Origin of the sequence: Ochrobactrum sp. BTU2 (assembly GCF_024539785.1) — a bacterium.
Taxonomy (GTDB): Bacteria; Pseudomonadota; Alphaproteobacteria; order Rhizobiales; family Rhizobiaceae; genus Brucella; species Brucella anthropi.
Window position 1 is genome coordinate 17587 of the sequence record NZ_JAHWRG010000010.1, and the last position, 26703, is coordinate 44289.

The window sequence follows — 26703 nt, forward strand, 5'->3', positions numbered from 1 at the left end:
GTGCTTCGGTTTTCGGGCGACATCAATGATTGCCGCACATTCCTGAGATCGTTCGGTCTGGAGTGCACACACAAAGGCTGGGGCAAACCCGGCTGGAATGGAATGATAGAGTTCTGGAAAGGTGAATTTCACGCCGCAGCGTGGCGAGATGACACCGACAGATCAACGAACGTAGGGACACATGAAAAAGGGACAAATAGCCGGAGCAACGGCTGATGACGAAAGCATCTCAGCGCTCAACTATTGCGCTCACGCGATTGAGGATTTGAAGCGCCTGAACGCGCATACGCAGCCTGACTTTGTCCAATCCAAGCGGTCGGTCAGCGCAGTGATAGACCTGCTGCAAGCATCAGTGAAGTTCATCCTGCCAAACTGCGGCGCGCTCCTCGATGTGGATTCATTTTCACAGTCGCATCTCGATCTGCTCAAGCTTCCCTATCCTATCGTGGCTTTCGAGATACCATGGAAGACGGATACTTTGATCGAATCCATAGGCGGAATTAAACAAGTAGTGGCTTCACGCCGCATTGCCCTTTGCTGGGAACCAGAGGCTACGCCTCCAGCTCTGCGAGATTTTGGCCTCAATACTATTCTCGACCACTTCCCACAGGGTGGCGTCTTTGTCTTGCCTGTCACCTATTTCGACAATCACAAAATGTGGACCGTCGGGCTGGGCGGCGCATTCATCCCCTATGACAACAGCTTCACGCCGATAGACGATGGTCGCCTCAACTCGCTCTCTCACCGGTCGTACGAGGCGCTGAAAGAGGTAGGTCTGATCAGCAAGAAAGTCATGAAATTTGACAGCGAGCCGTTCATCATCCAGCCAGAACACTTCGAATCCATGTTTCGGCACAATCCCGAGGAAGGGTTCTACTCGATTTCCAGCGATACCCGCGACGAAGCGTTGGCTCTCCTCCAAGCCTGTGCCGTCTTGAATTGTGAGAACGTCGAGACCGCAGATGTCGAACCGAGCGCCAAGCTCAACAAGGCGCGAATCGCCAGCGGCAAGCAACCGTTCTTTTCCTACAAGGTGCTCACATTATCCGCAGAACGGCCGGGCGGCCGTGCCTCTGCCGATGGAGCTGGTGGCACGCATGCCTCGCCGAGAATGCACCTGCGGCGCGGGCACATCAGAAGGCTTGAGCACAAAAGCGTTTGGGTCCGTGCAGCTATTGTGGGATCGGCGGCGACCGGCGTTGCGCAGAAGGACTACGTTGTTCGGCCAGCTAAAACTGTCGAGTAAAAACCATGCAGTTCGAGTTTGACGATGGCGGCCGGGCAGCGGCAGGCTTCAAAGGTAGTGCGGGAGATTGTGTCTGCCGCTCAATAGCTATCGCAACAGGGCTTCCCTATCGCGAGGTCTACGACGCGCTCAACAACATGGCCGAGGGGGAACGTACCGGTAAGCGGAAGCGCGGCCGATCCTCGGCGCGCACAGGTGTCTATAAGGCCACCTATCGGCGCTATCTTGCCGATCTTGGATGGTGCTGGGTGCCAACCATGCAGATCGGGACTGGATGCACGACACACCTTCGATCTGACGAACTGCCCTCCTCCGGCCGACTGATCGTATGCGTCAGCAGGCACATGACCGCCGTGATCGACGGCGTTATCAGGGATACGCACGATCCATCCCGTGATGGTACACGATGCGTCTACGGCTATTTCAGGATGGAATAAAGGGTGCGCGGCTAGTCACCCTCTCCCGGCTTCCTATAGCTATCTGACAACCTCTTTCCATCATCCAGCAGAACACAGTCCCAAATTGCTTCCAGATCATCTTTGTGGACTGACGAGCATGAGGAAAGGCTGTTTTGGTCGATGGGAGCTACCGTAGCCAACCGGGAAGCAATTTTTTCCAGCCGCTCGATGCATTCGCTTGCGGTCTCATGCGGTGAGGGATGTGCGTGGCAGTAGCGTTGAGCCGCACCTTCCTTCGGCCAGTAAAATGCTACGAGGGAGACCAAAAAGAGCACCACCACTACCGTCCAGATGCGGTGAAGCCGCTTTTCCGGTTTGGAAACTGGCTGTCTAACGCCATAAAGGCTACCAAGGATAGCTTCCACTATGCTGCCAAGCGTCAAAGCCGTCCCCTACTTGGTATAGATGTGCGGCCGACGCTGCCTATCCTCACGAAGCAGGATCGCCCCGAAATTCCGGCGTGCTCGATCAACCTCGGCAAGCGCCATCGGTATAAGCTCACCCGTTGACGAACTCAGGGCTTTGATGGCGTCCTCATATTTGCGCTGTGCGATCCGCCGAGCCTTCGAAGCATCTGGCGGAAGGTAGAGATTGAAGCCGTTCGGCCTCGTGATCCTGCGGTCAAAATCTGAATAGCTCATCTCACAAACTTTGCCATTACCTTTATGTTTGACATTATGCCTTATGTCGTGTCATATTTTCAAGCCTATCGAATGGAAACCCCACGATGCTCAATCAAAACCCAAGTCCAGCAGATTACAAGCGCGCCGCAGATATGAACATCTGGGCCGCAAAGATGATGCGGTTACAAGGGAATGATCGCGCGGCCGAGGCGCACCTAAATTTGGCTGATCTGTATATCAAGCAGGAGTTGCGCCGTTCCGCCAACCCCAACGCCGGGAGAGATCGATGAAAGTCACCGTTGTAGATCGCGATTTGCAGAGAGACCTTTGGGGGAATGGCTACCAAGCCATTGATCAAGTTCTGACCACAGTCGAAATCGCAGATACTTGCCCCTGCTGCGGCGAAAAGCGCGGCAAACCTCACTTGGAACGGTTCTGCGAAGATGGGGAATGGTATTCCGTAAGCGTCTGGTCGAATCCCTGTGGGCACGTCGATAAGTATGGCGCAGTGATCGAGGAAGCGCGCAACCTCGAACTTTCGAACTTACCGGAGGCCTTGCTATGATCATGTACGAACGCGCAGCCGCCGTTATGGGCTGGAAATGGTCAGCAGCCCATGATGGCTACATCAGCGAAAGCCTCAAAGGCCGCAATGGTGCGCCCTTATGGAGCGACTATCATGTCGCGCCAGATGCGGAACAAGCTTGCTTTCTCGACGGCATCGAGAGCCAAGAGCAAGCGGCGCAATTCCTCAAAACTCGACAGGCCGCCTGATATTCCAACGCACGGAGGAAGAATGCGCTTCACCGAAGAAGAGATGGATAAATGCAGAGCCGCGATGGCAAAACCAGCGCCGCTTGATGCCTTGCGGTTGATCGCCTCTGGCCGCGTGCTGATTGAGCTGACCAAAGATAACCGTCATCAACTACGTATCCTTCTGCAACAGCGACTCACCGCACGATGAAAATATGGCGCTCGGACATATATACCGACCATCGGCCGGGCATAGAGTTTGCCCTCCAGCTGGCACTGATTCCAGTTCAGCGTCTCGGGCGGGGTCAGGCCGAGGATGCCGATCGTTACCGGCAGCACCCTGCCCCCGGCGCTGCGCAACTCACGGTTCAGCAGCACGAATGGCGCGACAAAGCCCCGATCCTGCAACGGGGTCTCGCCCAGCCGGGTCAGCATATTGGCCGAAACCACCGGAAAGCGCGCCGCCTGCAGCGCCTCGCTCAGATGCCGCAGCCCATAGTCGAATTCGTGATTGCCAAGCCCGACCGCATCATAGCCGAGCGTATTGAATGCGGATTACGAACGGATCTCGTTGGATATCCGGTTCAGCGATCTGCTGCGCTGAAGAGGTCAGGCTGCCACAACGCAGCGATTGCGCCCGTTCTTCTTGGCCGCATAGAGCGCGTCATCTGCCCGCGCCATCCAATCATCGCGGCTTTCACCCTCTCTGTGTCCAGCTATTCCGATGCTGAGAGTGATACTGCCGCCGGCAATTTCGGGCAAAGCGCGGGCCGCAACCTCGGCGCGAAGGCGGTCGGCAAACGCCAGCGCACCTTGCTCGTCCGTAGTGGGCAAGAGGACTGCGAACTCCTCCCCTCCAAGGCGCCCGAAAGCATCCGTTCGCCGCAGACTGGCCTGAACCGTCGCAGCTAAGCTTTTGAGCACAAGATCGCCAATCGGATGCCCGAAGGTATCATTGACCGATTTGAAGCGGTCAAGATCGATCAGAAGCAACGTTGCCGTCTGTTGCTTTTCAAGCAGGCGGTCCATGCGATCCACGAAAGCGCGGCGGGTCAGGCTGCCCGTCAGGCTGTCCTGTCGCGCAATCAGCCGCAATTCCAGCTGCGACATTACAACCTTGGCGAAACTCGCCAGTACGGCTTCGTCCGCAACGCTGTATTGGCGCGGTTCGGTGTCGAAAACGCAGATCGCGCCGATGTTATAGCCATCGGGGCTGGTCAGAGGCGCACCGAGATACGAGCGGATAGAGGCATCCCCCGTCACGAACGGGTTGTTCATGAAGCGGTGGTCTACGGTGGCATCCTCGACCGCGAGCGGTCTGGTGGCACGGATCGTATGGTCGCAAAAGGCATCTTCCCGGGCGCATTCGAAGACCTCCAGCCCCGCGGCTGCCTTCATCCACTGCCGGTCAACATCGATCAGGTTGATCGCAGCATATTTGGTTTTGAAGATGGACTTCACCAGAGTGACGATCTCGGCAAACTCGACTTCGGGCTTCGTATCGAGGACCTCATACCGGCGAAGAGCTGCAAGTCGTGCCGGTTCGTCGTTCAGATGGAACATATGCTTTATACTTATTGTCCTGACTCCAAGACCGCGACCAGATCTGCCTCGTAGCTGCGCAGTTCGGTCATCGTTCAGGCTTTCGGCAGCGGCCAGACGGCAGTGTCGTGGTCGGGATGCTGGTTGGAAACGACATCGGCGACGAACTCGGCACCTTCGAAGCCCTCGTCGGTACGAACGCGTTTCAGAGAAGCGAGGCCGCCGGTGAAGGGTAGTTCGGCCTCGACGCCATATTGGACGGTCGGAGGCAGAGCCGCCGGATCGTCAAAGGCGCCGCCGGCGATCGACGGCTCAAAGCCATCGGCCTCATAGGTGAGCGGCGTGCCGCAATCGGCGCAGAAGGCGCGCGAGACGTGGTTGGACGAGCGATAGAGCTTGCGACTCCCGCGCGTCCAGGTGACGCCCCCCACCTCGAAGGCCACGAAAGGGGCGAAATAGTTGCCGACGGCTTTCTGGCACATGCGGCAGTGGCAGATCGATACGGAAGAGACCTTGTCGCCATCGCAAGAGAAGCGGATGGCCCCACACTGGCAGCCGCCGGTCAGAATGGTCATGGCGTTTCCTCCCGATGCTTTGGACCGACATTCCCCAAGTGGCCTGCCGCTTGACTTCAAGATCGCCTGATTTTGCTCGCTGGGCAAGCGTTTTTCGCCCCGAGCGGTGTCTGTCGTCGCGCAAACGGCCGAAGTCGGGTGGATCAAGCCTCGAACCCGCAGCATTCTGGCCCGGCAGAGCCGCTTTTCCGCGCGGCAGACGGACCTGTCCTGCCGCTTTCGTTCAGCTTGGGCATGGATCGTGGTCATGCGCATGACGGAGGCGTTCGAAGACGGCGGATGGCGGCAAGGACGGCCCGCACCATCGGGCCGGTGACGGCGACCTCGGCCAACTGGAAGGTAATGGCGCGGGCGTGGCGGACGACGCGGGCGCCGATCTTGATCAGCTTGAGTTGCAGGCTGGTCAACGACCAGTCCGCCATGGCCTCGGGCAGTTCGATGCAGCGCAGGAAGGTTGCCAGGTTGTAGGCCAGCGCGTGCAGTTGCAGCCGCACCTCGTTGTGCCGGAACTTCCGGCATGACAGCCGCGTCCAGCGAAAGGCATATTTGCCTTCCTTGATGTGCTGCTCTGCGGTGCCGCGCTGGTTGTAGAACCTCACCACCCAGTCTGGCTCCATCGGCAGGTTGGTGACGATGAAGCCGACTTTGGGGAACAGCTCGCCCGGATGCCATTCGATCTTGGCGATGACGCGGCGCGGCTTGTCCCAGGACGCCGCCTGATACTCGAAGTCCTCGAAGAACCGTTTGACCTTGGTCAGCGAAGGCCGTCCCACGGGCCGTGTCAGCCGATGCGCGATCTTCTCGCGCAAGACGGCGTTGGCGGGCAGACGGATGGCGTAGAAGAACCTGGCTTCTTCCAGCCGCATATAGATCGCGGGGATCGCGTAGGCAGCGTCGGCCCGGAAGAAGCGTCCACCAAGGTCGCGGCCAGCATATCGGGCAATGACGGGATCAAGGACATCCCGCCAGCCATCGGCGCTGTGGACATTGCCGTTACGCAGGGCGCAGCGCTCCAGCATGCCAAACTGGTTGAACAAGAAGATGGGGTGATAGCAGGTGCAGTCGAAATGCCCGTTCCAGGCAGCACCTTCCTGATCGCCGTGGGTGGGGCTGACCGAGCTGTCCATGTCCAGCACGATGTATTTCAACCCGTTGCGGTCATGAAACCGGTCGATCCATTGGCCGTTCAGATCGGCCAGCGCCGCCCGGTTCGCGGCCAGAGCCAGCGTCTCGGTCTCGAACCGTCCCATCTGCGATGCCGAAGCAGCTTGCGCCTCGACGGCCCTGCCGCCAACGACCTGACGCATCACGGGATCGAGGGCCAAGCGGTCGGCATCGTTCACATCCTCGTATCCGGCCAGTCGTCCGAACACCGATTGCCGGAACAATCCGTCAAGCCGATGGAGCGTGTTCTTCCCGGTGCGGCTGTCTCGCAGCGCCTCCGACGCCAGATTGGACAGGCCGAGCACGTCATCAAGCTCGCGCATCACCAGCAGGCCACCGTCTGAACTGATCTGCGCACCACGGAACTCCAGACGCACACGGCGGTCGAAATCAACCCGATCTCCCCGCGCCAAGCCCGCACCCTCCAGGTGATCCATGAAACGCGCCCCTCGCAGCCGTCAACGCCATGATTTATATGCGAAATATCACGATTACGACAGCGAAATCAGCGACTTACTTGGAGAATGTGGGTTCATGACAGACGGGGCCGAGAGGTCGGGGCCGAGCTATTCGGGACCGATCCATCACGGCCGGTTCGCCAGTTCGCGCCGGGAAGCCGGGAGGATGCAGCCTTCCTGCTCGAAACGCAGCCGGGCACCACTTACACCGCTTCGCTGAAATATCAGGAAATCGTGCTGGTCAAGGATGCGATGGATGCCCTCGCCTACGCCGAGCAGCGCCGGGACATCGGCAGGATACCGGCGCTCGTTGCCTCTACCGGAGGCCTTCGCAGCTCCCTCGAAACTCACATTGTTTCTGATCTCGCCCGCCAGTCGGACAAAGAGACGGGCTTATATACCCGCTATGCTATCGCCTATGACGCCGACGAGGCAGGAGACCACGCGAGCGATGCATTGGCTGGCTGGTTCAGTGAAAGCCGCCGAGTGCATTGGGCAGTACGGCGGGAGAGACCGGCCGAGACAGACTGGACGCAATCGCTTGCCTCGCAGCAGGGGACCGAAATCAAGTTCCAGCAACAGCCGTCATCGCTATCCAGCTATACGATTGATTTCTAGCCGCCCTCCTCCGGGCTAGATGGCGGCATAAGCGGCGATCTTTCTCAATCGATCCGCCATCGCATGGGCGTCTAAATCCACGTCCGCGCCGGTCTCTTCAAGCTTGGCCTTCACATCCTCGGGAAGTTTCGTCCAAAGATCGGCGAGTTCGACACCAATCTCACCCCACAGGTCCGCCGCGTTGTTGAGAGCGGCGGCACCGGGATTCGCTGCATTACCTGACATGAAGGGCTTCTTTCTGCTTGTTAGAACGAGGGGCCGCCAAAGCTGTAGCTGCGGCTGGCCGAGGGCGCTTTCTTCTCTGCCTCGAAAGCTGCGTCGTCTTTCCGAAGGCGTTCCTCAAGTACCGCGTCGGCGACCATCTTGATCTGCTTCGACCAATAACCGGGGTCCATCTCATTCTTCGGATCAGCGCGGTCGATCAATTCGATAACGTCAGGCGTGAAATGCCGATAAGCACTCTGAAGAAGACGGTCTACCTCCTTCAGCTTTTCTGCAATGGCATTCAGCTTTTCAGCCGCTTCGTACTCATCGTATTTTTCTGGCATTTTCTGCCTCTTCTGGAGCCAAGCTCCATTTTGGACGTTCTAGCGTTTGATATCCTCGCCGCAGAACCACAAAACGTCAATATTTCGAGCTGCGCGCTTTGAACAGTTTGACATTCGAATGGAACGCGGCACCATTGTATAATTCGGGAGCCATAGGATGTCACTTGATCAGTTTTTAACGTTAGCACCAGTCATCGTAATCACGGCAACTTTCGGCTTTGTCGCCTTCATGGTGAACAAGCTGGTCAACAGCGGGTATGCAGCCAAAAAGCAGGAAAAGGGCAAGGCGGGCCAACAGCCAGTTCCACCGCCGATGGGAGAGGCCCGAGTAGTCGCGGAAATGTGGGATGTTATCCTCGTGGCCTTTTTGCTGGTCGCGGACGCCGTAATAATGGTCTACGCGCTCACGCTTGGGCCGTCTGATCCTCGCCAAGTCCACGGCTTGATGTGGACCACGGTCGCCTCGCTGGCGCTAGCCGCCTACGTAGTGTGGCGGGTGCACCTGATCGTCAACCGGACAAAGTAACCAACTGACATTCGCCTCGACCTACTCCACCGACATCGCAGTGCGGTGCGGTGCGGTGCGTCGGAGTGATTTATCTCGACATTAATTTTGTCATATGAGATCAATGTGTAATTTAGAAACCAGTCGAGGATTCCACCTTTGTCAGAGAACCCGAAGGAGCCAATTTCACGGTATCGGCTTTCGCTGATCATCTTCGTCAAGCCGATCCTCACCGCTTTAATCGGATTTGGCCTGCTGGTCTGGATATGGATAGGGCAGAAGGACACCCTTTATCGCCTTATGATCGATGTCGGCGGGCCAAACTTTACCAACTGGTACGCTGCCTTTTATCCGAAGCTGATTTTTTACGGCCGGATCGCAACCTCCCTCTTCTCGGTTTTCCTGTTTCTCGTGCTTTTCCAACGCCTCATCGTCTATCTTTCAACCGAGCTGCGCGTGTTTGACGATGCTGTGCTGTGGCGCACTGGTTTTATCCAGCGCAACGTTTTCACCATTGCCATGCCCGAAGTTATCGGCGCGAATTTCAAGCAGTCCGTCTTGGGCCGCCTGCTTGGTTATGGCTCGATCATGATCAGCTCTCGTGGCGATGACCAGATCGCGGCCCACATGATCAGCGGCGCTCCCGCAGCCTCGGCCGAGATCATGGCTCTCAAAGCCAAGGCGTAGTGCCTAGACCTTGACCACTCATCAGCGATCAATCCCGTCTATCGTGGCGTCCATACGCTGAGGAAATAGAGCACAAGTGATATCCCCACAGCCAGAACGATCACCCTGAGCGCTTCTTGCAGCCAACTCTTGCGATAGTACCGTGCACCGGCCTTCATCGTCTTAGAGATCAGCTCCTCGGTATTCCGATCAGCCATATCGTTTCATTCCATGCTTCCACAGTGCTACTCGTGCCAGAGTCGCATGCTTGCCGCACTTACAGACGAGATGCGGGGCAAGCTCCTCCAAGGGCTTATCGAGCGCGCGTTCAGGCAACTCCCTCAAAGGTTTCAGTACGACTCCGCAGCAGATGATTTGGAGATGCGTGTAGCCCTGATCCTTCATTGCACTTGAGACGGTTCCTGTATTCGCCATGGCTGTCATCACCGGTATATTGCCATTTCTTTTGTGCTTGACATCCTGCCCGCAAGCATGAAAATTGTCAATCAGAGAACAGCCCAAGGAGGCGAACAATGTCCGGAACCATGATTGTGATCGATGCAGATGGCCATCGCGACGAGCGTACCCTGAAAGCGGCTCCAAAGCTGGAAGAGCTTCAAAAGATGGTCGGCGGCTATATCCAGCTTGTGCCTTCCTTCAACCGGGTCGCCCATAGCAGCGGCATGCAGAAATGCGTCGTCCTTTGTAATGAGGATGGAAAAAACCTTGATATGCCGGTCAATCAAGAGGCCACTCGACTTTGGCAGTTATCGGCAGGCTCCCAGCGTATCTATGATGTTTTGGTCGGACCTATCGTGATCCTCTTCGGCGATCACGCCTTCATGGCCGAACTTTAGGGACAGGATCGAGATGACTGACATAGCGCCCTATCTCACGCGGCCCACGGCCATCGTCGGAACAACCGGCGCTGGAAAGACCTTTGCCGCAAAGGGAGCCGTAGAGACCCTGCTGAGAGAGAAGCACCGCGTCATCATTATCGATCCTACCGGTGTATGGTATGGGCTAAGGGCGGGGGCGAAAGGCTCGGTAAAAGGTGGCTATCCCGTTCTGATTTTCGGCGGTGAAAACGCCGACATAGAAATCACTCCCGACAGCGGGGACCATCTGGCATCGACGCTGGCCGTCCGTGACGTGCAGGCGATCATCGACGTGTCCGAGATGACCGGGAATGAAAAAACCCGCTTCCTCACCGACTTCCTTCACCGGCTCTACGCATCCAACAAAGCCGCTCTCCATCTGATTGTTGATGAAGCCGACGAGATTGCGCCACAAAATCCGATGCCCGACGAACGCCGCTTGTCGGGTGCGTTCGATAAGATCGTGCGGCGTGGCCGGGTTAGGGGCTTTCGGCCCCTCATGATCACCCAGCGCCCCGCCGTCTTGCATAAAAACGTGCTCTCGCAGATCGGTACGCTGATCGCGCTCAAGCTCACCAGTCCACAAGATCGGAAAGCCATTGAGGATTGGGTTCGCGGTAATGCCGATCTCGATCAGGCGCGTGCGGTCATGCAATCGCTGCCGTCCCTGAAACAAGGAGAAGGCTGGATTTGGTCACCAGAAAGCAATGTTTTGGAGCGCGTGCGGTTTCCCGCGATCAAGACCTTCGATTCCTCACGCACGCCGAACAGCGGCGAGAGCGTCGTTGCCCCCGCCCTCACTGATGTCGATGTCGCCGAATTGCGAGCAGCTATTGCCACGCTCTCTGAAACGCCTGCGCCATCCAAGGCCAAGCGCAGCTCGGCCGCTGATATCGAGGCGGCCGAAAAACGCGGTTATGAGCGAGGTCATGAAGCTGGATATGAGGCCGGTCTGGCGGCCGGTTGGCGACAGGCCATGGATCGCATCTCTGCCGCGATCTCCGCTATCGAAGCCCCCAAAACGACACTCAGCGTAGCGCCCTCACCCATGATCCTATCGGAAAAAGCTCCTCCGGCAGGCCGGAAGAAGGAGAAGGTTGTTCGAACTGATCAAGGGAACGGTCTGAAAGGTCCGCAGCAGATCGTATTGAATGCGTTGGCGTGGTGGAGCGCTGCCGGTAATGACGCGCCGACGAGGCCGATGCTGGCTGCGGTATGTGGATGGTCGATCCGTAGCGGCCACTTGAAAAATGTTCTAGGAGAGTGCCGCTCGTCTGGCCTACTGGATTATCCCTCAAAAGGCACTGTGGCACTCACCAAAGAGGGCCGGGCGCTTGCAACCGTGCCTAGCGGTAACTTGGAAGATCGGCTGCTCAATCTTCTGAATGGACCACAACGCTCGGTCTACTCCGCTTTACGGGGTAATGGCGCTCTCAGTCGCGCCGATCTGGCATCCGCTCTTGGCTGGTCTGCCGAGAGCGGGCATCTGAAAAACGTGCTCGGAAGTCTCCGAACTCTCGATGTCGTGCGATATCCGAAAACTGGCGAGGTAGACCTTACGGAATGGGTCAGGGGCGATGCGTGAGCAGCCTGTAATTCACTGGTCGAAGAAGCGTAGCCCCTTATCCGTCAGGTTGAGAGATCGAACACTGCCGGGCGTGATCACCGGATACGAGATTTCCGCCAACTCATGGTCAAGCAAGATTCGAAGCCTGCGCCACGGCAAGTCCAGCTCCTCGCCGCGAGCAATTAAGGTCAGATCCTCAAGCGCCTCACGCTTCTGCTCTTCGGACAGCGGCCGGGCTGTGTACCAATCGGCGTTGCCTGTCATCTACTTACCCGCCCGTCGAAGCTGGATTGGGCCATCCTCATCCGTCAGGATCAGTGTTGAGCCTTTTAGCTGCAATGTCGTGTCGGTCTGAAATCCGCCAGACGTATCGGCCACACCGCAAGAAAGCCGCATGCGCCAACGGTTGCTCCCATCGGAAATGAGTGACTTAATCGAGCAACCTGTATCTGGCCCTAGATCGACCGACAGGGCTTTAAAATTGATTTCAAACTCATCATCTTCGCTGCGCCAGATACCGGACAGTCCTGAATCAGCACTGGCCGTAGCTGAGAAAGCTGTGAGGATCAGTATCGAAAGGGCAGCGCCAGCGGTCCACGTTGATCTGCTCATTCTCATTTCCTTTTTAAAACAGTCTGATCTTCAAAAGTTGAACACTCTATGCTCCGCGAGCTGCACTGCCTTATCGAGCCGTAGATCGTAGACCTCCATAATCCGCTGCATATTCTTATCGTCATAGGCTGCGGCTACCTCGCGCGAGGACTGTTCCGGCGATACAAAGACCGGATAATCCTCATGATCGAAGGTGTCGCAGACGACGATCATGTGTGTTGCCCCCTGCGCCAGTCCGCGCTCGAACCACCCTTCAATGTCTGTTTTTGTCGCTGCCATGGCGCTATCTTTTGCCTCCTGCGGCTCGTTTCGTCCTTTTCGATCCCTTCAATGCCTTATCTATCCATGTTCTCAACTTGGTGGCGCTCGCCAGAACGTCCTCTGGCACAGCACTCCCCTTCTCGGCCGCAATCTTCTGCGCGAACTCTATTTGCTTATCGCTCGGCCGTGCGTTCGCCAACGCCGCATCGATCCAAGCCTTGAGTTTAGGGGCCGTTGCCAGCGCCGCCTCGGGAACGGTGCTATCCTGATCGGCCGCCAGTTTCCGGGCAAATTCGATCTGCTTCTCAGACGGCCGCGCATTAACGAGCGCCCCATCGATCCATTCGCGTAGCTTTCTGCTGTGCGACAATGCCTCATCGGGGATGCTAATCCCCTGCTCCGCAGCGAGCTTCCGAGCAAGTTCGAGCTGCTTTTCTGATGGTGTGAGCGCAATAATCGGGCCGGGTTGCCCGTTATTGTCCTCGCAAAGGACCTCGCACCCATCACGATAGCCGGTACACCCGAAATACGACCGTCCTTTTTTGCTCCGCGCCAAACGTAAAGGCTTGCCGCAACGCGGGCATGGATAAGAGGGAGTATCTGCTTCGAGCTTCCCCAGCTCTCCGTCGAGGCGTGTATTCAGATCATGCACAACGGGCACATACTGGCTCTTGCCGTCAGCAATGAGATCCAGTTGGGTTTCCAGCTCCTTTGTGAAATCATACTCGGCAAAACCGAAACGGCCGACGAGCTGGCGCACGATAGCTCTTCCCGCCGGCGTCGGAGCGAGAAAGCGTTTCTCGACCTTCACATACCCCTTTCCACAAATGTTCTGGACGATAGCTGCGAACGTGGACGGCCGTCCGATCCCCATCGCTTCCAGCTTTTTGATCAGGCTTGTCTCTGTGTAGCGAGCCGGAGGTTTGGTGACCTTCGGCACAACCTGGCCCCCGGTCGCTCTTACGCCCTGCCCGGCCTGCAGGACGGGCACCTTGCCCGACGAGGCCGCATTATCATCGTCTTCGTCATCGTCCTTGTCATCATCACTGGCAACGACCTTCCAGCCCGGCTTTACGAGAACCGCACTCTTTGCACGGAACTGGAAAGTCTCGGTGCCCTGACGCGCCGCGAGATCGAGCGTCACGCTGTTGTATTCCGCATCGGCGAGCTGTGAGGCAATCGCACGTCGCCATATGAGCCTATAGACTGCCTTCTCGTTATCGTTCTCGCCTGCGTCGAGAACTTCGGGATGTGTAGGCCGGATGGCTTCATGGGCCTCCTGCGCACCCTCCGGCAGCTTCCAGCGGCGTTTCTTTTCGGAGAGCGGCCATCCTCTTTGCTGCGCATAGGCCGCAATCAAGGCCATGCCATCATCCGAAAGGTTAGGATTATCGGTACGGTGATACGTTATATGGCCGTTCTCAAAGAGCTTTTGAGCGCAGGCCTGCGTGATGGCTGGCGGCAGCTTGAGGGTCGCCCCAGCGGCTTGCAAAAGGGCCGAAGTGGTGAAAGGCGCTCCCGGTGCCCTCATAGCTGGCTTCTGGTTTGAGGCAGAAACGGCGAAATCCCGGCAATTCGCCGCACGTTCAGCTAACCCTCTATCGAGGATATATTCGCTTTCCCCGGTCAGGAATGGTTTGGTTTGCCATTCGGCTGTCCATTCGCCATTGTCGAACTGGACCACGGCCGTGAAATGGTCCGTCACCTTGAAATTGTCGATCTCATCCTGCCGCTCGACAACGAGCCGTACGGCCGGAGACTGGCAGCGCCCGGCCGATAACGCCATGCCAGCGGCGTTGCTGATCGGATAGGAAACCCGGTAGCCAATCAGCCGGTCGGCTGCACGCCGTGCCTCTTGGGCATCGACAAGGCGCTTATCGATCTGGCGAGGAGACGACAGTGCGCCGCGAACGCCTGTCTCTGTGATTTCGTTGAAGGTCACACGCTTATAGCTGGTCAGACGCAGGTAATGGCGCAGGTGAGCGGAAATAGCTTCCCCTTCACGATCAGGGTCAGTCGCGAGATAGACCTCATGAGCCGAATCCGCCAAGCCCTTGAGCTTGCCAACCACGCTTTTCCCCCTATCGGAGAGCTGATATTCGAGCTTGTATGATCCCGGTTCTATTGCAATCTTGCCATTCGGCAGATCGGCTATATGGCCGACGCTAGCCTCAACAATCCAGCCGCCCCCTAATATCTGGCGGATTTTCGCAGCCTTCGTCGGGCTTTCAACAATCATGAGGTTGGCCAAAACGACCTCCGAGGATGGTGTTCAACAGAGAAGTTTGATATTGATTTGTCACTCTAAAATAATGTGTTTCTGATCGCAAGGAAGCTGGATAATGGCGCAAAATCAGAAGTCGGTGGGTTGGCTGGAAGTCGGAGTGGCGATGTTCTTCGTTCTCGCCATGCTGACGGTCATGTGGGTGGTGCTGCGCGCCCCTATTGGCTTTCTTTATCGCCATGCCCGGATCGCCGAGACGGGCGGCCTGTGGGGCTGGACCGCGTGGGGGCAATACTTCGCGGATGTTCTACCGCAGAACTATTCGGTGGAATCGATCTTCATCTCCTCAATCCCGTTCGGAGTTCTGTGCGCCGGTCTTATCATGGTGATCGGGCTGTTCATGCGCTACAAGGTCGAAAAGGACCACATCATCAGCCATATCCGGCCGGATAAGCCCATGGAATGGCGTGATCTGATGCTGCGCGTTGCTCCGCGCTATCCGCACAATGAGTTTTTCGTGCGTTTTCCGATGTATCGTTATTCAGCCTCAGACGGGCCTGCCTCCCAGCCGATGTCGGCGCTTGAGCTGCTCTACGCGGCGGGAGCTGTCAGCTTCGCCTCTGATACATCCAATGCAGATGCGGAAGAGACCAAGCCAGCCCAAAGGCGTCCTCTGAAAGAAGATGATACCGGTGAAATGCGCATCGATCTGGATAAGGTTCGAGCCGCATTGGAAGCGCCGTTCGGACCTCTCAACCCGTTTGTCGGCATCGCCGAGATGAAGAACGTCACCGATGTAACGAACGCGGTCAACGACCTGTCGTGGTATACGGCAACGATCCTCTATGCCGCTCTCGTGCGAGTGAACGCGCTCCACGATCCTGATGTCGAGCTTAAAGACGTGGTGGACCAGTCGGAGGAATATCTGCGGGATGTGTGGCGCTGCATCAATGCGGAGAAGCGCAAGCTGGGAGACCGACTGGTCATTGGACCCTACGACTACCCCGACCCTACAAAGAAAGAATCCCCGAAAAAGAAGTCGAAAAAGGGCGAGGCGTCTGCCGAGGCCTCGAAGCAAACCAAGGACACCATCCTGCTCAAAGACCATCTCGCAAAGGTAGGACCAACCTTCAAAACAACGCAGAAGGCGCGGGAGGAGCTGGTAAAGCTACTGGTCAATCCCGCAAAGGGACTCGATCCCAAGAAGCCGGTTAAGGTGCTGGAGCAAATCTGCAAGAGCCATGGATACGTTTTCGGGCTGCTGGCGTCATCGATGACAGATGGCAGAGATGGCATTACGCTTGAAGGTGCTCGCGCCTCCGGCGTCTTTGCACCGAACACCTTCCTATGGCTTCGGTTCGTTGATCGCCAACTCTGGCGCTTTCTGAATTATGTGGGGATGCAGACCCCCTGCCCGGAGGCCGCTGGCATGTACGATCACTGGCAGACCGAGCTTGCCTTGAAAGCGCCTCGCATGGAACCCGAGATCGCCGATACGACGATTACGGCTGTCGTCAATGAGGCGCGAAAACAGTCCCCGCGCTCGATGACGGCCCGCAATTTCGAGGAAATGCGCCAGCGGATCGAGACAAGTACGATTGAAGCAATGGAGCAGATGCAGGCGGCCTCGAAGGCGTGGAATGATGAAAGCATGCCGGTACCGTCCCTCGCCCCAAGAGAGCAATCTTGATGCGGTGATCTTCACACTTCCGTTTTCCACCCTGCCACCGGCTGGGCGAAGAGAAGCGAAGCAACCGCAGGCCGGAACGCGCTTACCCATAGCGCCGTAGTGCAGGCCGGAGGTTGTGGAAAACGGAACGGCAGAACTGCCGTTCGATGATCAACATCAGCAAACCCGCTAAATCCCCTTCGAGTAACGACAGGAAATGCAGCCTTGCCACCGCCCACCATCCAGACAAACAATGCTGGCGGCTATGCAGACCATCTCGGAGTATGGCTTTTAGCGCTGTTGGCTCTTTTTGTGCTGATGGCAGCCTTGCCGTATGTCATCCGCTTCTGCTCATATATATTCTGGCTATTCTCCCCCAGCGGGAGGGCACTAGCGGCCCGTCATGAGGCCGGTCATGCGCTCGTCGCCGTTTTGCTTGATCGAGACTTTACTGCGGCTCGTGTTAGTCTTTCTCGAAAATTCGGGGGCGCGTACGTTCGATTTCTCCCACCTACATGTGGCCCGCAAAACGATGTCGGCTACGTGAGGCGAACATTTATCAGCATAATCACTACTGACTTGGCCGGTGTGATCGCGGAACGAAGATGGAAGGATCGGGCGTCTATCCTTGCTAGATTTAGAACCCAAAAGGATTGGTTCGAAGCCGAACATTTAGCGTTTGTCTTTCAAGCAATCGAGCACAACCCTTTGATTCTGGATGAAATCATTTCGGCTCTGCAAAGCGATATGGCTAATCCCTCTTGGGAAGCTGCGATATTGGAAGCAGCGAATCTCCTTATTCGATCACCAAAAAAAGGGGTTGATCCGAAGTTGTTTTGCGAAATTGTGAAACGCAATACCTTGGAACTCCCGCAGATCAGTAAACATTTGGCAAATTCCGGTTCCATAGATAAGGCGAATAATTCAGCACTCGTCAAAGCGTCCTAACTTACTCAATCATCCCCTTACCTGCCGAAACTTCGACTACTGTCGGGCGTTTGGATGGGGAGGAAAAAGCCAATGGTACGCTCTCGTACAATCGAGCCATCGGCGCTGAAACCAATGGAAGCCGAAGCAGTCACGGAGCTGCCGAGAGGCCCACAATGGTTCTACGAGCCGAAGTATGACGGGTTCCGGTGCATCGCCTACGGGAACGGAAAAGGGGTCGATCTTCGATCCAAGGTACAAAAGCCCCTCGCCCGTTACTTTCCCGAGGTAGCCGCAGGCCTCGCCGATCTCGCAAGCCAGACATTTGTGCTCGATGGCGAGCTGGTGATTGCAGGAGAGCCATTCGAGACACTACAGCTACGGCTTCATCCGGCTGAATCTCGCATTGCAAAGCTTTCGCGCGAATATCCGGCCCGACTGATAGCGTTCGACCTCCTGATGCTCGACGGCCGCCCTTACATAGATCAGCCATTGGGAGAACGGCGAGAGGCCTTGGAAGCGTTCGCGAAGAACGTTGGACGGACATCATGGCTCACGATCTCCAAAGGCACACGGTCACTTCGCACCGCAGAAAGCTGGCTCGGCAAGCATGAGATCGAGGGGATCATGGCAAAAAGGCTGGATCTGACCTACAAGCCCGGCAAACGCGCGATGCGCAAGTTCAAGCTCTGGACGACAGTTGATTGTGTCGTCGGCGGCCTCTACTGGCAACGAGGATCACGCGCAGTCGATTCACTGCTACTCGGACTGTATGATGATGACGGACAGCTCAACTATGTTGGACATGCCCGCGTCGATCAGAAGGACAGCCGCGAGATGGGTGAGTTGCTACAGCCACTCATAGGCGGACAAGGATTTTCCGGCCGCTCGCCGGGAGGCAAGAACCGATGGACCGGCAAGGAGCAATCGGTTGTGCCGCTGCTGCCCAAGCTGGTGGCGGAAGTGAGCGCAGATCGCATCACAGGGCAGCATTTCCGGCATGGGGCGCGCATCTTGCGGTTCCGCGACGACAAGCGCCCACGCGACTGCACTATGGATCAACTACCAGAAACTTAGGTATCTCCAGCCAGCGCCTTCACAAGGCTGACAATTCGCCTGCGAAGGCTTTCATCCTTCACATGACAAAACGCCCGATTGAGAGCGATGCCTTCGGTGGAGCTGACAAACTCCATGAGCTGCCTTCTCTCGGTATCGACCTCGCCGCCCGGCTCTCCAACAGTATCCGACAAGTCGTCAAAGAAAAATGAGACAGGAACTTGCAGCAGATCGGCGATGGCTTGCAGGCGACTTGCGCCCACACGGTTCGTGCCTTTCTCGTACTTCTGTACCTGCTGGAATGTGATACCGAGACCTTCGGCAAGCGTTACCTGACTCATGCCGCGTAGCTGGCGCTGCATCCTGATCCGGCTTCCAACATGAATATCGGTCGGATTCGGTTTCTTGGCGGATGTCGGATGCAGGTACATGGTTACTCCTTCGGCAGCTAATATGATTCTCCCGGCTCTCGTGCTTATCCCATCGACCTCAGTCCAAAATAGGGGCGAAGAGCATGAGTAGTCCGACGAGCGCTAGGGGGCCTCCCGGAAAAGCCAGAACCTTGTTAAGTGCTTCATTAAGTCTTTCTCGGCGCTCGAAGTCCTTTTTTTCCTCGTATGAGTCGAAGATTAGAACTCCTGATGAATTAGTTCGTTCGAAACGCTCTCTATCAATACGATTGTGTTGACGGGTTGCCGTGACAATACCCCATCCCCATACTCCAATGATGATTACGCCAAGAAAGAACATGCTTCAAAACACCTAATACACCAACTCACTCCCCTGCCCTGCCATAAAGCGAGAGCAACTGTGCGGTGGCTGCATCGAACCGGGCTTGCATCTGCGCGGCCGAGGACGATGCCGCCCGGACGTCGAGAGCGCTTTGTCGAGCGATGTCGATCACGATTGAACGCAGCTCTTTATCCGCGTTGGCAACGCCGGACCCCTCGCCTGACAGATAATTGCCGAAGCCTCCTGCAAGCGACGCAGCAGGATCGCTATCGCCGGTACTGATCGGGGTTTCGGCGGGAGATGTTCCCGGCGTGCAGGAATTGGGAAGAGACTGCGAACGCCCGGTTCGAGCGGCGGCATTGCCGACCACTGGAACGCGCTCTTTCAGATACCGCTCCGGGTTCACATAGAACCACGTGTTCGGCGAAGCTGACGCGAGCGATTGCGACGTGGCATAGCCGTTTGGATCGCGCTTGCCGCCACCCACCGGGAAAGCGCAATCATTCGTATCCTGTCCCACGATGCACTTCGTCGATGTGACGGCGCTTTTTGGAACCTGAACCTCAAAATGAAGGTGCGGTTTTCCTGCTGCCCTCTTGTCGCCGATCTTGCCGATCTCTTCACCGGCCTTCACGTCACGAGATTCCGGCATCGAGCTAGAATGCAGGTACAGGGTTCGGAACTGGCTACCATCGACCCGGAGACCCATGCTGCCGACGCCGAGCTTGCCGTCATGCGCGGCATAGAGCGGCTGGCCCATAGAAGCGCCGCCCTGCGCGCCCTGCGGGTAGATATCCGCGCCACGGTGCCAACCGTTATTTCCGCCCGAGACACCCGGTCGATTGAACGCGCCATATTCCGAAAAGATCACCGGGCTTTGAACGGGCTGAGCCACCAAGCAGGAGCCACCGGTTGCGTTGCTGCCATCCGGGCTGCATTGTTGGTTGACCTGATTTTCCGCAACATAGGTTCCGGCGCAGGTGCCGTTTCCATCCACGGCGTCCGAGCCAGTACCGCGATTGGTGCAGTCGCCGCCACTTGTAAGCCAATAGCGCATACCGCCCGCACCTACGAGATGGGAGCCAGCTATCAGGCCAGCGCGCGTAACCTGCACGCCGCCAATGGTCTGGCCGATATATTGCTGCCAGTTGCCGAGATAGCCGAGGTTCTTTTCGCCATAGGACAGAAATGCATCATCCTGCGCCGTGGGGTTATTTAGGTAATCCTCAAGGGAATTGACGCCGTTCTTACCCGTCCAGCTCCCGTCCCGGTTCATATAGCCTGCATCAATCAATGCTGGCTTGCCCATCTGATAGGCCCCATAGAAGCCGTTACCGGTATTGGTCTGGTAATTGCCGGAACCTTCGGACATGCGGATGTTCCGCAGGAAATCCGCGCAGTTGGTCGCCGTCTGTTGCGCTTGGCGCGCAAGGGTGAAAGACGTGGACGCAAGCAGGCCAGCCGATGTAACGGCAATCAGGGCGGCCGTGCCTATGCCGTACCAGCGCGTTCTCATGGGAGCACGACCTTCTTGCCGCAAATCGTCAGTTCGTCGCCTTTGGTTTCGACCTTGTTGATTTCACCGCAGGCCTCGAACGGCTTGCCGCTGGCTTCCACACGATAACCGGATGAAAGCCGGTCAATGCGCCACGTGCAAGAATTGGGAACGCAGCTTGCTCCTCTGAGCGAGGACACGAGAAAAACCTTCCCGCTGATGGTGATCAGCCCGTAGGCGAAGCCATAGGAGCCGAACTCCTGTTTTGCCTCCTCGGCCCACTCGTCCACGAGGATATTCCCGATTGCGTTCTTGGGATCGCGCCACTCGTCCGGCTCATAGGTTTCAGTCAAGGTCAACGACTTGGCCCAAGCTGCACCGGTAAATACGGAGCTGCCGACCGCGACAGCGGCGGCAAGGGCTATGAACTTGCGCAATGCGGGCATGAATCGGCCTCCCCGTCACACGGCTTGGATATTCCGATCTTTGTGCCAGATGCACGAGAGAAAGACAATAATTTGTCACGCAAAAATACTGTGAAACCATCATGGAGTTTGATATGTCTCTCGAAACTGTTTCTCGAAACTGTTTCTCGAAATTGCTAGCGCATTGCAGCAGATCATACGGAAGCGATGGAAGGATCGAAAAACGCATGAAAGCCTTTCGAAAGTGGACCGGAGCCATGCTGTTCCTTCTGACGATTCATGGAGCCGTACATGCGCAGGAAACCAGATCGGGATCTGATCTGGTGGCTCCACCGCCCCCCGTGGTCCTGAAACCGGGAGGCGACGGGAACGTCTCTCAGTATGAATATGCGCCAGAGCAACAGCCAACATGGCAGTATGCCGCCCCCGGATCGGCTGAGGATGCGTGCTCAGCCGAGAACGCGCTTTTGCGGGATCAGGTGCGGGATTTACAGTCGCAAACCATGCAGTTGCAGGCCGAGATAGCCAACCTCAAAGCACGCAATCAGGCTTTGCAGAAAGCCGCCAGTGCGAACCAGTGAGATAGTCGATGACTGACCTTACCCAAATCATCATCAACATATTCTCGTTCAACTCCATCGTCTTCTCGATCATGATCCTTTCGATCACGCTCTTTGGGGTGATTGTCGGGGGTATGGGGTTGATCGAAGGTTATGCATACACCACCGGCAATTCACGGTTCTCCACCCGTCAGGCGAGCTTTTCCGGCGCGTTGATGAAGCTGGCCATCGGAAGTGCTGCTGCTGTTGGTGCGGTGATTTTCTATCAGATCGGTGGAACTTTCTCGCTGGGGCAGAATGAGACGACGAGAAACGTTCTCGACTATGCGCAGAATGGCTCGATCTCCGGCACCTATTGCCAGCAGTTTCATTATTCCGTGACCATTATCTGGATGTTGATCGGGACCGTTGCCTTGTTCAATGCAGCCCGTACTGCCTATAGGAAATCGAACGGTGAAATGATCACATGGGGCCAGCCGATCCTCTACCTGCTCGGCGGGATTATGTGCTATTTCGTCAACGATATCACGTCGATGGCCGCAAACACAATCGGGCTGCAAGTAGGCCTCGACAACCTCTGCAAAGCCTTCGGGATGGCCGGAGCCGGTTAAACCAGAGGGGACGCAAGCGCCCCCTCCCCTCGTCAGTCCACATGTAAGGGCTTCATCGGAACACCGTCATCACCTACGCCTGCGGCGTCCAGCAGGACCTCAATGGTGCGGTCATATGGAAGTCGCAAGTGCTGGGACAGCCGAACCATCCTGTTATAGTCGCGGATCGATAGACGGGCACTGAGCTGCTTGGAGGGGCCTTTAGCCTGAAACTTCTTGGCGACCTCCAGCGGCGTTTGCCGTATCGTATCATTCCTTTCCTCGGCCGCCTTCCGCAGTGCTCGTTCAGCGGCCGGGTCGTCGTCCACTGGCTGTGGCGCAAGCTGGGCGGCGGCTTCCAGCTTCTTGTTGATGTCGTCCATATCCTGCGGAACACGAGCGGATTTTTTCGCGGCTCCGAACCCAAATGTATTGCCGGTCATGCTGCCTGCTCCTTCTTACGCGCCTGAATCTCCATAACGGCCTCGATCATTTCAGCGGCGAGCAGATCGGCGTTGATAATTGCCTTATCGATGCCGTTGTATTCTTCGGGGTCCAATTCTGAGAGTGTCGTTCCCACCATCATTGCTTTGTAAGCCGAGCGCTCGTGGAGATGTGTCTTGAAGGCCGGAATGTCATTTTCCTCGACCTCATCACGAATCTTTCGCTCCACGCGGGTGACAAAATTCGGGGTCGTGCGCGCCCAAAGAACGCGGCGTTCGATTGGACGACCAAGGGTTTCTTCGTCGGTCGCAATGTAGGCAAATGCTGCTGCCGCAAGACGTGCATCTTCCGGGCTTGGCTGCATCGGGATGATAACCAGATCAGCCTTGCTGATGATGGGGGTGCGCATGTCCGAAGTAAAACCGGCCATGTCGATGAATACCCATGTCGAGCGTGCCGTTTCCTCGCGAATGAGACGATGAATATTGGCGCTGTTGGTTTCTTCCACGACACGGATAGCCGAATTGACGGCCTTCTCTCGCCAATTCGCAATCGTGCGCTGAGGGTCGGTATCAATAATTGAGACAGTTGCATTCCGGCGTGCGAGCGCATCGCCGAGCGTGATTAGCGCAGTGCTCTTCGCGGAACCACCTTTTGAATTGAAAGCTGCGATGATTGGCATGGCCATCCCCTCTAAAAGTGCAAATATGTCGCCTTATACCATCGCAAGCTCGCACATGCAAGCGCCTGCCTGCACTATCCATCACATGCCTGTAACTGCATTTGTATGCCTTCCCATGCTTTCAATAGCATTCGCTAGCTATCACATGCAGTTGTTAGCTATCGTATGCATGCGCTGTGTATCTCTGGATGTCATTTGCTAGCGTTTGCTAGCACGCTGAAGGCGCATCGAATCGACCGCCATAGATGCCCGCTGACAGCAAAGAAAAGCCTCGGATGAGGAATTGATCATCCGAGGCGTAAATCGGCTCTCTACGGCCTCCTATGGCCGTTTTAGCATTTTACCGTTTCTTTCTGTTCCGGTGCTTCTCCCAAACCCGGCTTTCAGAAATGATCTCAGATCGAGCCTGCTTCACCTTTTCAGTCCAGAGCATGTAATCCTCCGGAAGGCCGAAAAGGCGACGGTAATCGGCGGCCGTGATCCCATAGTGACGCAAGCTGCGGGTCATGACCTGAAAGCGACCACCGTCCAGCATCGAGACAACATAATCCTCGGTGCTCGCATTCTCGACGGAAACAAGCGGCTTCATGCGCGGCTTAGTCTCCATGCCATCCATCTGCTTCAACAGGCCTTCAAACTCCATGAGCATATAGCCCATGTGAGATAGAAGCGCCTGATATTCCGGTAAGACCAATGGAGTGTCGGGAGGGGAGGGGAGTTCGTTAGATTCTCGCGCAGCAATACGGCTCTCATGCTGTTCCAACTTGGCGACGAGCGCCTGATCGGCTTGAATGAGATTTGCGAACACAGACAGATCTTCCCTCAGAGCGAGCAGAGCATCCGCCATCCTCTGGCGAGTGCGCTGCTCAGCTCTCCTATCGCTTCCGGGCTTCGGACGAGTTTTTCGCTTAGAGCTGACGGTCTCCCCGGCAGCCATCTTCTCGGCACGCTTAGCTTCCGCTTTCTGCGAACGCTTAACGCGGGCACGCTCCTTGCGCTCTTTAACCTTCATGCCGAAGGAAGCCACACGAGCACGGCTCGTATCATTTGAGTCAGCGGACAAGTTATGCCCCATCTGGCCGGTAAGCGTCATTGGTGTTGCAGTCATCGGCTCGGTTAATTTCATCGAGTGCGGGTCCTTCTCTCGCACCCAAACAGGTACAGGTGTAATTTTGTTGCATGATGCGGCTCTCCATCCCCTTGGGGTTGTTTGTTATCGTTGTTCATTGCTTGAAAATAAGCTCCGCAGCTCATCTCTCACGAAATCTCCCAATGGAGCCACGGTCTCATAGAAGCGGCCAGTAACAGCCTGCCACGCCCGATAGCGCATGGCGAAAACGGTCATGAACAAGGGGGCCGAAAGGAGAAGGCCGCCGATGAACATCATGACCGACCCACGAAAGGCGCTGTAAAGCGCTGCGGCGGATACCAGAACGCAGGCGATCACAAACATCATGGTTGCCTGCCGGAGGAAATAATCACGCCTTTTCTCGGGCGAGTAGTGCAGGGTAGGCGCGTTCGCCTGCGCCAATGTGTTCAGAGTAATCACCGTCCCGCATTCAGGATGCGAACAACGGCGGCTCATAGGATCGTCAGCTACGGGTAACAGAACGCCGTCCCTGCCATGGAGCTGGCAATCGGGGCAGGCGGGGCGATCCGTTTTGAAAGCTTCGAGCGCCAGCTTGAGCGAATCAACGTGCTGGCGCTTTACCGGATTATTTGGTGCGAGAAAGCGGGCAAAACGATAAGTCCTGCGACCGGCGCGACGAATCCAGCCGTCCTTAGTTACATAGATTTCATCGGCCTCGTCGGCTTTTTCCGCGCGTTTGCGCCGGAGAGGATTCCACATTGTCATCTCGCCAGCTTATGAATGTGAAAGCGCACTATTGCAGAACAATCAATTCACTCCAAGTGTCGAGGCGGGAACCATCTAAAATTTCCTCGGGAGGAATGGTCCAATTAGCCGTCTCACCCGCATTGGAGATCGTGAGATTCAAGCCATTCGCGCTGAGAGAGAGCGTATTCCGGTCCCCGAGCGCATTGACGAACTCCGTCGAAACTGAGGGATCGTCAGGCTGTACATCGAATGTCAGCCCTTCGGTGCTTATAGCCCCGGCCTGCCTGCCCCAAAGAGAGAATAGGGTCTTAACCGGCTGAGGTGCAAAGGAATCATTCACCAAGGATATCAACCGTGGTGGCAGTGGTTCCCATTCAAGAAGCGGGCTAACGGCCGCCATCGCGCTATCCCTTCGTGTCGCAAAAGTCATCTAAACCCCTTATAGCATAATACTTTTCTAAAGCGTTCACAAGGCATGCAATATTGCTATTGCATGCGCATGCTATCTATATCATGCGCATGATCACAACAGCGTGTGCAAGGCTATACAATCAATCGCTGTACGTGTAATGCTTTTGGGTGATATAAATAGCTTGCAAATTGAACGAACGACATAGAAAAGATAGCGACACGAAATGCGATTTAAGAGCACGTTGGGGTTGAATACGGCGTAAGTCGTAGCATTGGAGGGATGATGGCTCGACGGCCGAAAGCAACGGCGGACGAGACAAACGTTCGAGAGGGGTTTGAGAATTTCACCCTGAGATTGCCTGTTGGGCAATCAGAGAGGATGACGCGATTTACAACCCGTCATCGACTATCCGTGGGTGAACTCTTCACGTTCGGACTGAACGTGGCGAATGTGAAGCCTGACGGATCAGATCGGCGTATGATCGACTACGCGCGGTTGAATAACGAGTTATCGAACGGGGAGGGGGGTGTAATCGCTCATTCAGGGCGCTTCACGCTCACCGAAGCAAATCGGATACGAACGTTCCGCACTCTACACAATCTGTCGATGCCGTATCTTCTCGTGTATCTGATGAACGAAATCGACATAGGCCCTGCTGGAGAAGGCCGTCTCTGGATCGATTTCGAGACGATGACGATCATTCAAAGAGGCACTGACGCGGAAGTGCGCCGCCTACGCAACGGTTAGGCTGTGCGCACCATGCGAGCCTCAAAAGCTGCACGCCTAACGCTCTTGGGCGCATCCAGCTTCGGCAGCATGGACTGTGACGGCATATAGATCAGACCCGCATCCTCAATCACGTTATTCGACCGCATCCGACCGGCGAACTGGATAAGACCGGCTCGACCATGCTGGGCGAGATCGTCACGGATCAAGAGCAGGATTTTGCGGACGGTTGAACCTTTCAGTTTGGCGGTAGCGAATACTTCCCCTTCACCGTCAATCGCAATTGCGATTTCTACGTCAGGCTGGGGCCTGTCCGCCCTGACGATTTCGATACCATCGAGGACATCGGCCGGGCATGTGAACCGGATTGGCATTGTGTTGAGCTTAACGATACGCCGACCCTCGACGTTCTCCGCTCCCATGTTCTTGTGGACTACCATTCGGTTATCC

At 56.3% G+C, this 26703-nt stretch carries 37 protein-coding genes; 17 read left to right on the plus strand and 20 right to left on the minus strand.

All coding sequences use genetic code 11. The annotated features are described in order from the left end of the window. The first annotated feature begins 181 nt into the window (after positions 1-181). Positions 182-1246, plus strand: a complete 1065-nt coding sequence (locus tag KWJ32_RS21815; RefSeq protein WP_125271583.1) for a hypothetical protein — start codon at positions 182-184, stop codon at positions 1244-1246. A 5-nt stretch (positions 1247-1251) separates the two neighbouring features. Next, positions 1252-1683: a hypothetical protein gene (locus KWJ32_RS21820; protein WP_256886248.1), complete on the plus strand. Its 432-nt coding sequence runs from the start codon at positions 1252-1254 to the stop codon at positions 1681-1683. An 11-nt stretch (positions 1684-1694) separates the two neighbouring features. On the opposite strand, the gene KWJ32_RS21825 is transcribed toward KWJ32_RS21820, so the two are convergent. After that, positions 1695-2087, minus strand: a complete 393-nt coding sequence (locus KWJ32_RS21825) for a hypothetical protein (protein ID WP_256886249.1) — start codon at positions 2085-2087, stop codon at positions 1695-1697. A 9-nt stretch (positions 2088-2096) separates the two neighbouring features. Further along, the gene (locus KWJ32_RS21830) at positions 2097-2345 is read right to left on the minus strand and encodes a hypothetical protein (protein ID WP_256886250.1); all 249 of its coding nucleotides are present in this window, start codon (positions 2343-2345) and stop codon (positions 2097-2099) included. Positions 2346-2431: 86 nt separating this feature from the next. Here KWJ32_RS21830 and KWJ32_RS21835 point away from each other — a divergent pair, with 86 nt between their 5' ends. From KWJ32_RS21835 to KWJ32_RS21850, 4 genes are read left to right on the plus strand one after another with little or no spacing between them, the layout of a single operon-like run. Continuing rightward, positions 2432-2617 (plus strand): hypothetical protein, encoded by a 186-nt coding sequence (locus KWJ32_RS21835; protein ID WP_256886251.1) that lies wholly within the window; start codon positions 2432-2434, stop codon positions 2615-2617. After that, positions 2614-2892 (plus strand): hypothetical protein, encoded by a 279-nt coding sequence (locus KWJ32_RS21840; RefSeq protein WP_256886252.1) that lies wholly within the window; start codon positions 2614-2616, stop codon positions 2890-2892. The genes KWJ32_RS21835 and KWJ32_RS21840 overlap by 4 nt, the downstream gene beginning before the upstream one ends. After that, positions 2889-3101: a hypothetical protein gene (locus tag KWJ32_RS21845; RefSeq protein ID WP_256886253.1), complete on the plus strand. Its 213-nt coding sequence runs from the start codon at positions 2889-2891 to the stop codon at positions 3099-3101. The genes KWJ32_RS21840 and KWJ32_RS21845 overlap by 4 nt, the downstream gene beginning before the upstream one ends. Before the next feature lie 22 nt (positions 3102-3123). Beyond that, positions 3124-3291 carry a hypothetical protein gene (locus KWJ32_RS21850; RefSeq protein WP_256886254.1) on the plus strand — a complete coding sequence of 56 codons (168 nt, stop codon included), beginning with the start codon at positions 3124-3126 and terminating at the stop codon, positions 3289-3291. Between the two features lie 398 nt (positions 3292-3689). On the opposite strand, the gene KWJ32_RS21855 is transcribed toward KWJ32_RS21850, so the two are convergent. The 3 genes from KWJ32_RS21855 to KWJ32_RS21865 form a co-directional block, all read right to left on the minus strand. Continuing rightward, a complete protein-coding gene (locus KWJ32_RS21855; RefSeq protein ID WP_256886255.1) occupies positions 3690-4643 on the minus strand; it encodes a sensor domain-containing diguanylate cyclase in 954 nt (317 codons plus the stop codon). A 74-nt stretch (positions 4644-4717) separates the two neighbouring features. Then, positions 4718-5197, minus strand: coding sequence for a GFA family protein (locus KWJ32_RS21860; protein ID WP_256886281.1), 480 nt, complete (start codon positions 5195-5197; stop codon positions 4718-4720). A gap of 245 nt (positions 5198-5442) precedes the next feature. Then, on the minus strand, positions 5443-6798 hold the full coding sequence (locus KWJ32_RS21865; RefSeq protein ID WP_012112698.1) for an IS1380-like element ISPme1 family transposase: 1356 nt from the start codon (positions 6796-6798) through the stop codon (positions 5443-5445). 87 nt (positions 6799-6885) lie between these two features. Between KWJ32_RS21865 and KWJ32_RS21870 the strand changes: the two genes are divergently transcribed. Further along, positions 6886-7437 (plus strand): toprim domain-containing protein, encoded by a 552-nt coding sequence (locus KWJ32_RS21870; RefSeq protein WP_256886256.1) that lies wholly within the window; start codon positions 6886-6888, stop codon positions 7435-7437. Positions 7438-7452: 15 nt separating this feature from the next. Here the strand turns inward: KWJ32_RS21870 and KWJ32_RS21875 are convergent, their stop codons facing one another. Continuing rightward, complete coding sequence (locus tag KWJ32_RS21875) at positions 7453-7662, minus strand: hypothetical protein (RefSeq protein WP_256886257.1); 210 nt, start codon at positions 7660-7662, stop codon at positions 7453-7455. A gap of 20 nt (positions 7663-7682) precedes the next feature. Further along, positions 7683-7985, minus strand: coding sequence for a hypothetical protein (locus KWJ32_RS21880; protein WP_256886258.1), 303 nt, complete (start codon positions 7983-7985; stop codon positions 7683-7685). A 157-nt stretch (positions 7986-8142) separates the two neighbouring features. Here KWJ32_RS21880 and KWJ32_RS21885 point away from each other — a divergent pair, with 157 nt between their 5' ends. The 4 genes from KWJ32_RS21885 (at position 8143) to KWJ32_RS21900 (ending at position 11619) form a co-directional block, all read left to right on the plus strand. Beyond that, the gene (locus KWJ32_RS21885; protein WP_256886259.1) at positions 8143-8511 is read left to right on the plus strand and encodes a hypothetical protein; all 369 of its coding nucleotides are present in this window, start codon (positions 8143-8145) and stop codon (positions 8509-8511) included. 138 nt (positions 8512-8649) lie between these two features. Further along, a complete protein-coding gene (locus KWJ32_RS21890) occupies positions 8650-9177 on the plus strand; it encodes a PH domain-containing protein (RefSeq protein WP_256886260.1) in 528 nt (175 codons plus the stop codon). Positions 9178-9689: 512 nt separating this feature from the next. Next, positions 9690-10013, plus strand: coding sequence for a DUF3846 domain-containing protein (locus KWJ32_RS21895; RefSeq protein WP_256886261.1), 324 nt, complete (start codon positions 9690-9692; stop codon positions 10011-10013). A 13-nt stretch (positions 10014-10026) separates the two neighbouring features. Further along, positions 10027-11619 (plus strand): DUF87 domain-containing protein, encoded by a 1593-nt coding sequence (locus KWJ32_RS21900; RefSeq protein WP_256886262.1) that lies wholly within the window; start codon positions 10027-10029, stop codon positions 11617-11619. Between the two features lie 12 nt (positions 11620-11631). Here the strand turns inward: KWJ32_RS21900 and KWJ32_RS21905 are convergent, their stop codons facing one another. From KWJ32_RS21905 to KWJ32_RS21920, 4 genes are read right to left on the minus strand one after another with little or no spacing between them, the layout of a single operon-like run. Then, the gene (locus KWJ32_RS21905) at positions 11632-11865 is read right to left on the minus strand and encodes a hypothetical protein (protein ID WP_256886263.1); all 234 of its coding nucleotides are present in this window, start codon (positions 11863-11865) and stop codon (positions 11632-11634) included. Beyond that, positions 11866-12213 (minus strand): hypothetical protein, encoded by a 348-nt coding sequence (locus KWJ32_RS21910; protein WP_256886264.1) that lies wholly within the window; start codon positions 12211-12213, stop codon positions 11866-11868. Between the two features lie 30 nt (positions 12214-12243). Further along, positions 12244-12492, minus strand: coding sequence for a hypothetical protein (locus KWJ32_RS21915; protein ID WP_256886265.1), 249 nt, complete (start codon positions 12490-12492; stop codon positions 12244-12246). A 4-nt stretch (positions 12493-12496) separates the two neighbouring features. After that, positions 12497-14725 carry a DNA topoisomerase gene (locus KWJ32_RS21920; RefSeq protein ID WP_256886266.1) on the minus strand — a complete coding sequence of 743 codons (2229 nt, stop codon included), beginning with the start codon at positions 14723-14725 and terminating at the stop codon, positions 12497-12499. 91 nt (positions 14726-14816) lie between these two features. On the opposite strand from KWJ32_RS21920, the gene KWJ32_RS21925 reads away from it, so the two are divergent. The 3 genes from KWJ32_RS21925 (at position 14817) to KWJ32_RS21935 (ending at position 18371) form a co-directional block, all read left to right on the plus strand. Continuing rightward, on the plus strand, positions 14817-16388 hold the full coding sequence (locus KWJ32_RS21925) for a hypothetical protein (protein WP_256886267.1): 1572 nt from the start codon (positions 14817-14819) through the stop codon (positions 16386-16388). Between the two features lie 204 nt (positions 16389-16592). After that, positions 16593-17315: a hypothetical protein gene (locus KWJ32_RS21930; protein ID WP_256886268.1), complete on the plus strand. Its 723-nt coding sequence runs from the start codon at positions 16593-16595 to the stop codon at positions 17313-17315. Between the two features lie 72 nt (positions 17316-17387). Continuing rightward, on the plus strand, positions 17388-18371 hold the full coding sequence (locus KWJ32_RS21935) for an ATP-dependent DNA ligase (RefSeq protein WP_256886269.1): 984 nt from the start codon (positions 17388-17390) through the stop codon (positions 18369-18371). Here KWJ32_RS21935 and KWJ32_RS21940 read toward each other — a convergent pair. From KWJ32_RS21940 to KWJ32_RS21950, 3 genes are all read right to left on the minus strand, one after another. Further along, positions 18368-18781, minus strand: a complete 414-nt coding sequence (locus KWJ32_RS21940; RefSeq protein WP_125271586.1) for a helix-turn-helix transcriptional regulator — start codon at positions 18779-18781, stop codon at positions 18368-18370. The genes KWJ32_RS21935 and KWJ32_RS21940 overlap by 4 nt on opposite strands. A gap of 344 nt (positions 18782-19125) precedes the next feature. Further along, positions 19126-20598: a M23 family metallopeptidase gene (locus tag KWJ32_RS21945; protein ID WP_125271587.1), complete on the minus strand. Its 1473-nt coding sequence runs from the start codon at positions 20596-20598 to the stop codon at positions 19126-19128. Beyond that, complete coding sequence (locus KWJ32_RS21950; protein WP_125271588.1) at positions 20595-21023, minus strand: hypothetical protein; 429 nt, start codon at positions 21021-21023, stop codon at positions 20595-20597. The genes KWJ32_RS21945 and KWJ32_RS21950 overlap by 4 nt, the downstream gene beginning before the upstream one ends. Positions 21024-21229: 206 nt before the next feature. On the opposite strand from KWJ32_RS21950, the gene KWJ32_RS21955 reads away from it, so the two are divergent. Together KWJ32_RS21955 and KWJ32_RS21960 are read left to right on the plus strand one after the other, a co-directional pair. Continuing rightward, the gene (locus tag KWJ32_RS21955) at positions 21230-21583 is read left to right on the plus strand and encodes a hypothetical protein (protein ID WP_256886270.1); all 354 of its coding nucleotides are present in this window, start codon (positions 21230-21232) and stop codon (positions 21581-21583) included. Positions 21584-21591: 8 nt separating this feature from the next. Then, the gene (locus tag KWJ32_RS21960; protein WP_125271590.1) at positions 21592-22173 is read left to right on the plus strand and encodes a hypothetical protein; all 582 of its coding nucleotides are present in this window, start codon (positions 21592-21594) and stop codon (positions 22171-22173) included. 32 nt (positions 22174-22205) lie between these two features. Here KWJ32_RS21960 and KWJ32_RS21965 read toward each other — a convergent pair whose 3' ends face one another. The 5 genes from KWJ32_RS21965 to KWJ32_RS21985 form a co-directional block, all read right to left on the minus strand. Further along, positions 22206-22595 carry a hypothetical protein gene (locus KWJ32_RS21965; protein WP_125271591.1) on the minus strand — a complete coding sequence of 130 codons (390 nt, stop codon included), beginning with the start codon at positions 22593-22595 and terminating at the stop codon, positions 22206-22208. Then, positions 22592-23278 carry an AAA family ATPase gene (locus tag KWJ32_RS21970; protein ID WP_172965737.1) on the minus strand — a complete coding sequence of 229 codons (687 nt, stop codon included), beginning with the start codon at positions 23276-23278 and terminating at the stop codon, positions 22592-22594. Before KWJ32_RS21970 ends, KWJ32_RS21965 begins: the two co-directional genes overlap by 4 nt. Before the next feature lie 340 nt (positions 23279-23618). Continuing rightward, positions 23619-24371 carry a MucR family transcriptional regulator gene (locus KWJ32_RS21975; RefSeq protein ID WP_256886271.1) on the minus strand — a complete coding sequence of 251 codons (753 nt, stop codon included), beginning with the start codon at positions 24369-24371 and terminating at the stop codon, positions 23619-23621. Between the two features lie 120 nt (positions 24372-24491). Then, on the minus strand, positions 24492-25127 hold the full coding sequence (locus KWJ32_RS21980; protein WP_125271594.1) for a hypothetical protein: 636 nt from the start codon (positions 25125-25127) through the stop codon (positions 24492-24494). 34 nt (positions 25128-25161) lie between these two features. Next, entirely contained in the window at positions 25162-25545 is a 384-nt protein-coding gene (locus tag KWJ32_RS21985; protein WP_210211246.1) for a hypothetical protein, read from the minus strand. A 360-nt stretch (positions 25546-25905) separates the two neighbouring features. Here KWJ32_RS21985 and KWJ32_RS21990 point away from each other — a divergent pair, with 360 nt between their 5' ends. Next, complete coding sequence (locus KWJ32_RS21990; protein ID WP_256886272.1) at positions 25906-26274, plus strand: hypothetical protein; 369 nt, start codon at positions 25906-25908, stop codon at positions 26272-26274. On the opposite strand, the gene KWJ32_RS21995 is transcribed toward KWJ32_RS21990, so the two are convergent. Further along, positions 26271-26693, minus strand: coding sequence for a hypothetical protein (locus KWJ32_RS21995; protein WP_125271597.1), 423 nt, complete (start codon positions 26691-26693; stop codon positions 26271-26273). The two genes, KWJ32_RS21990 and KWJ32_RS21995, sit on opposite strands and share 4 nt — an antisense overlap. Between the last annotated feature and the right edge of the window lie 10 nt (positions 26694-26703).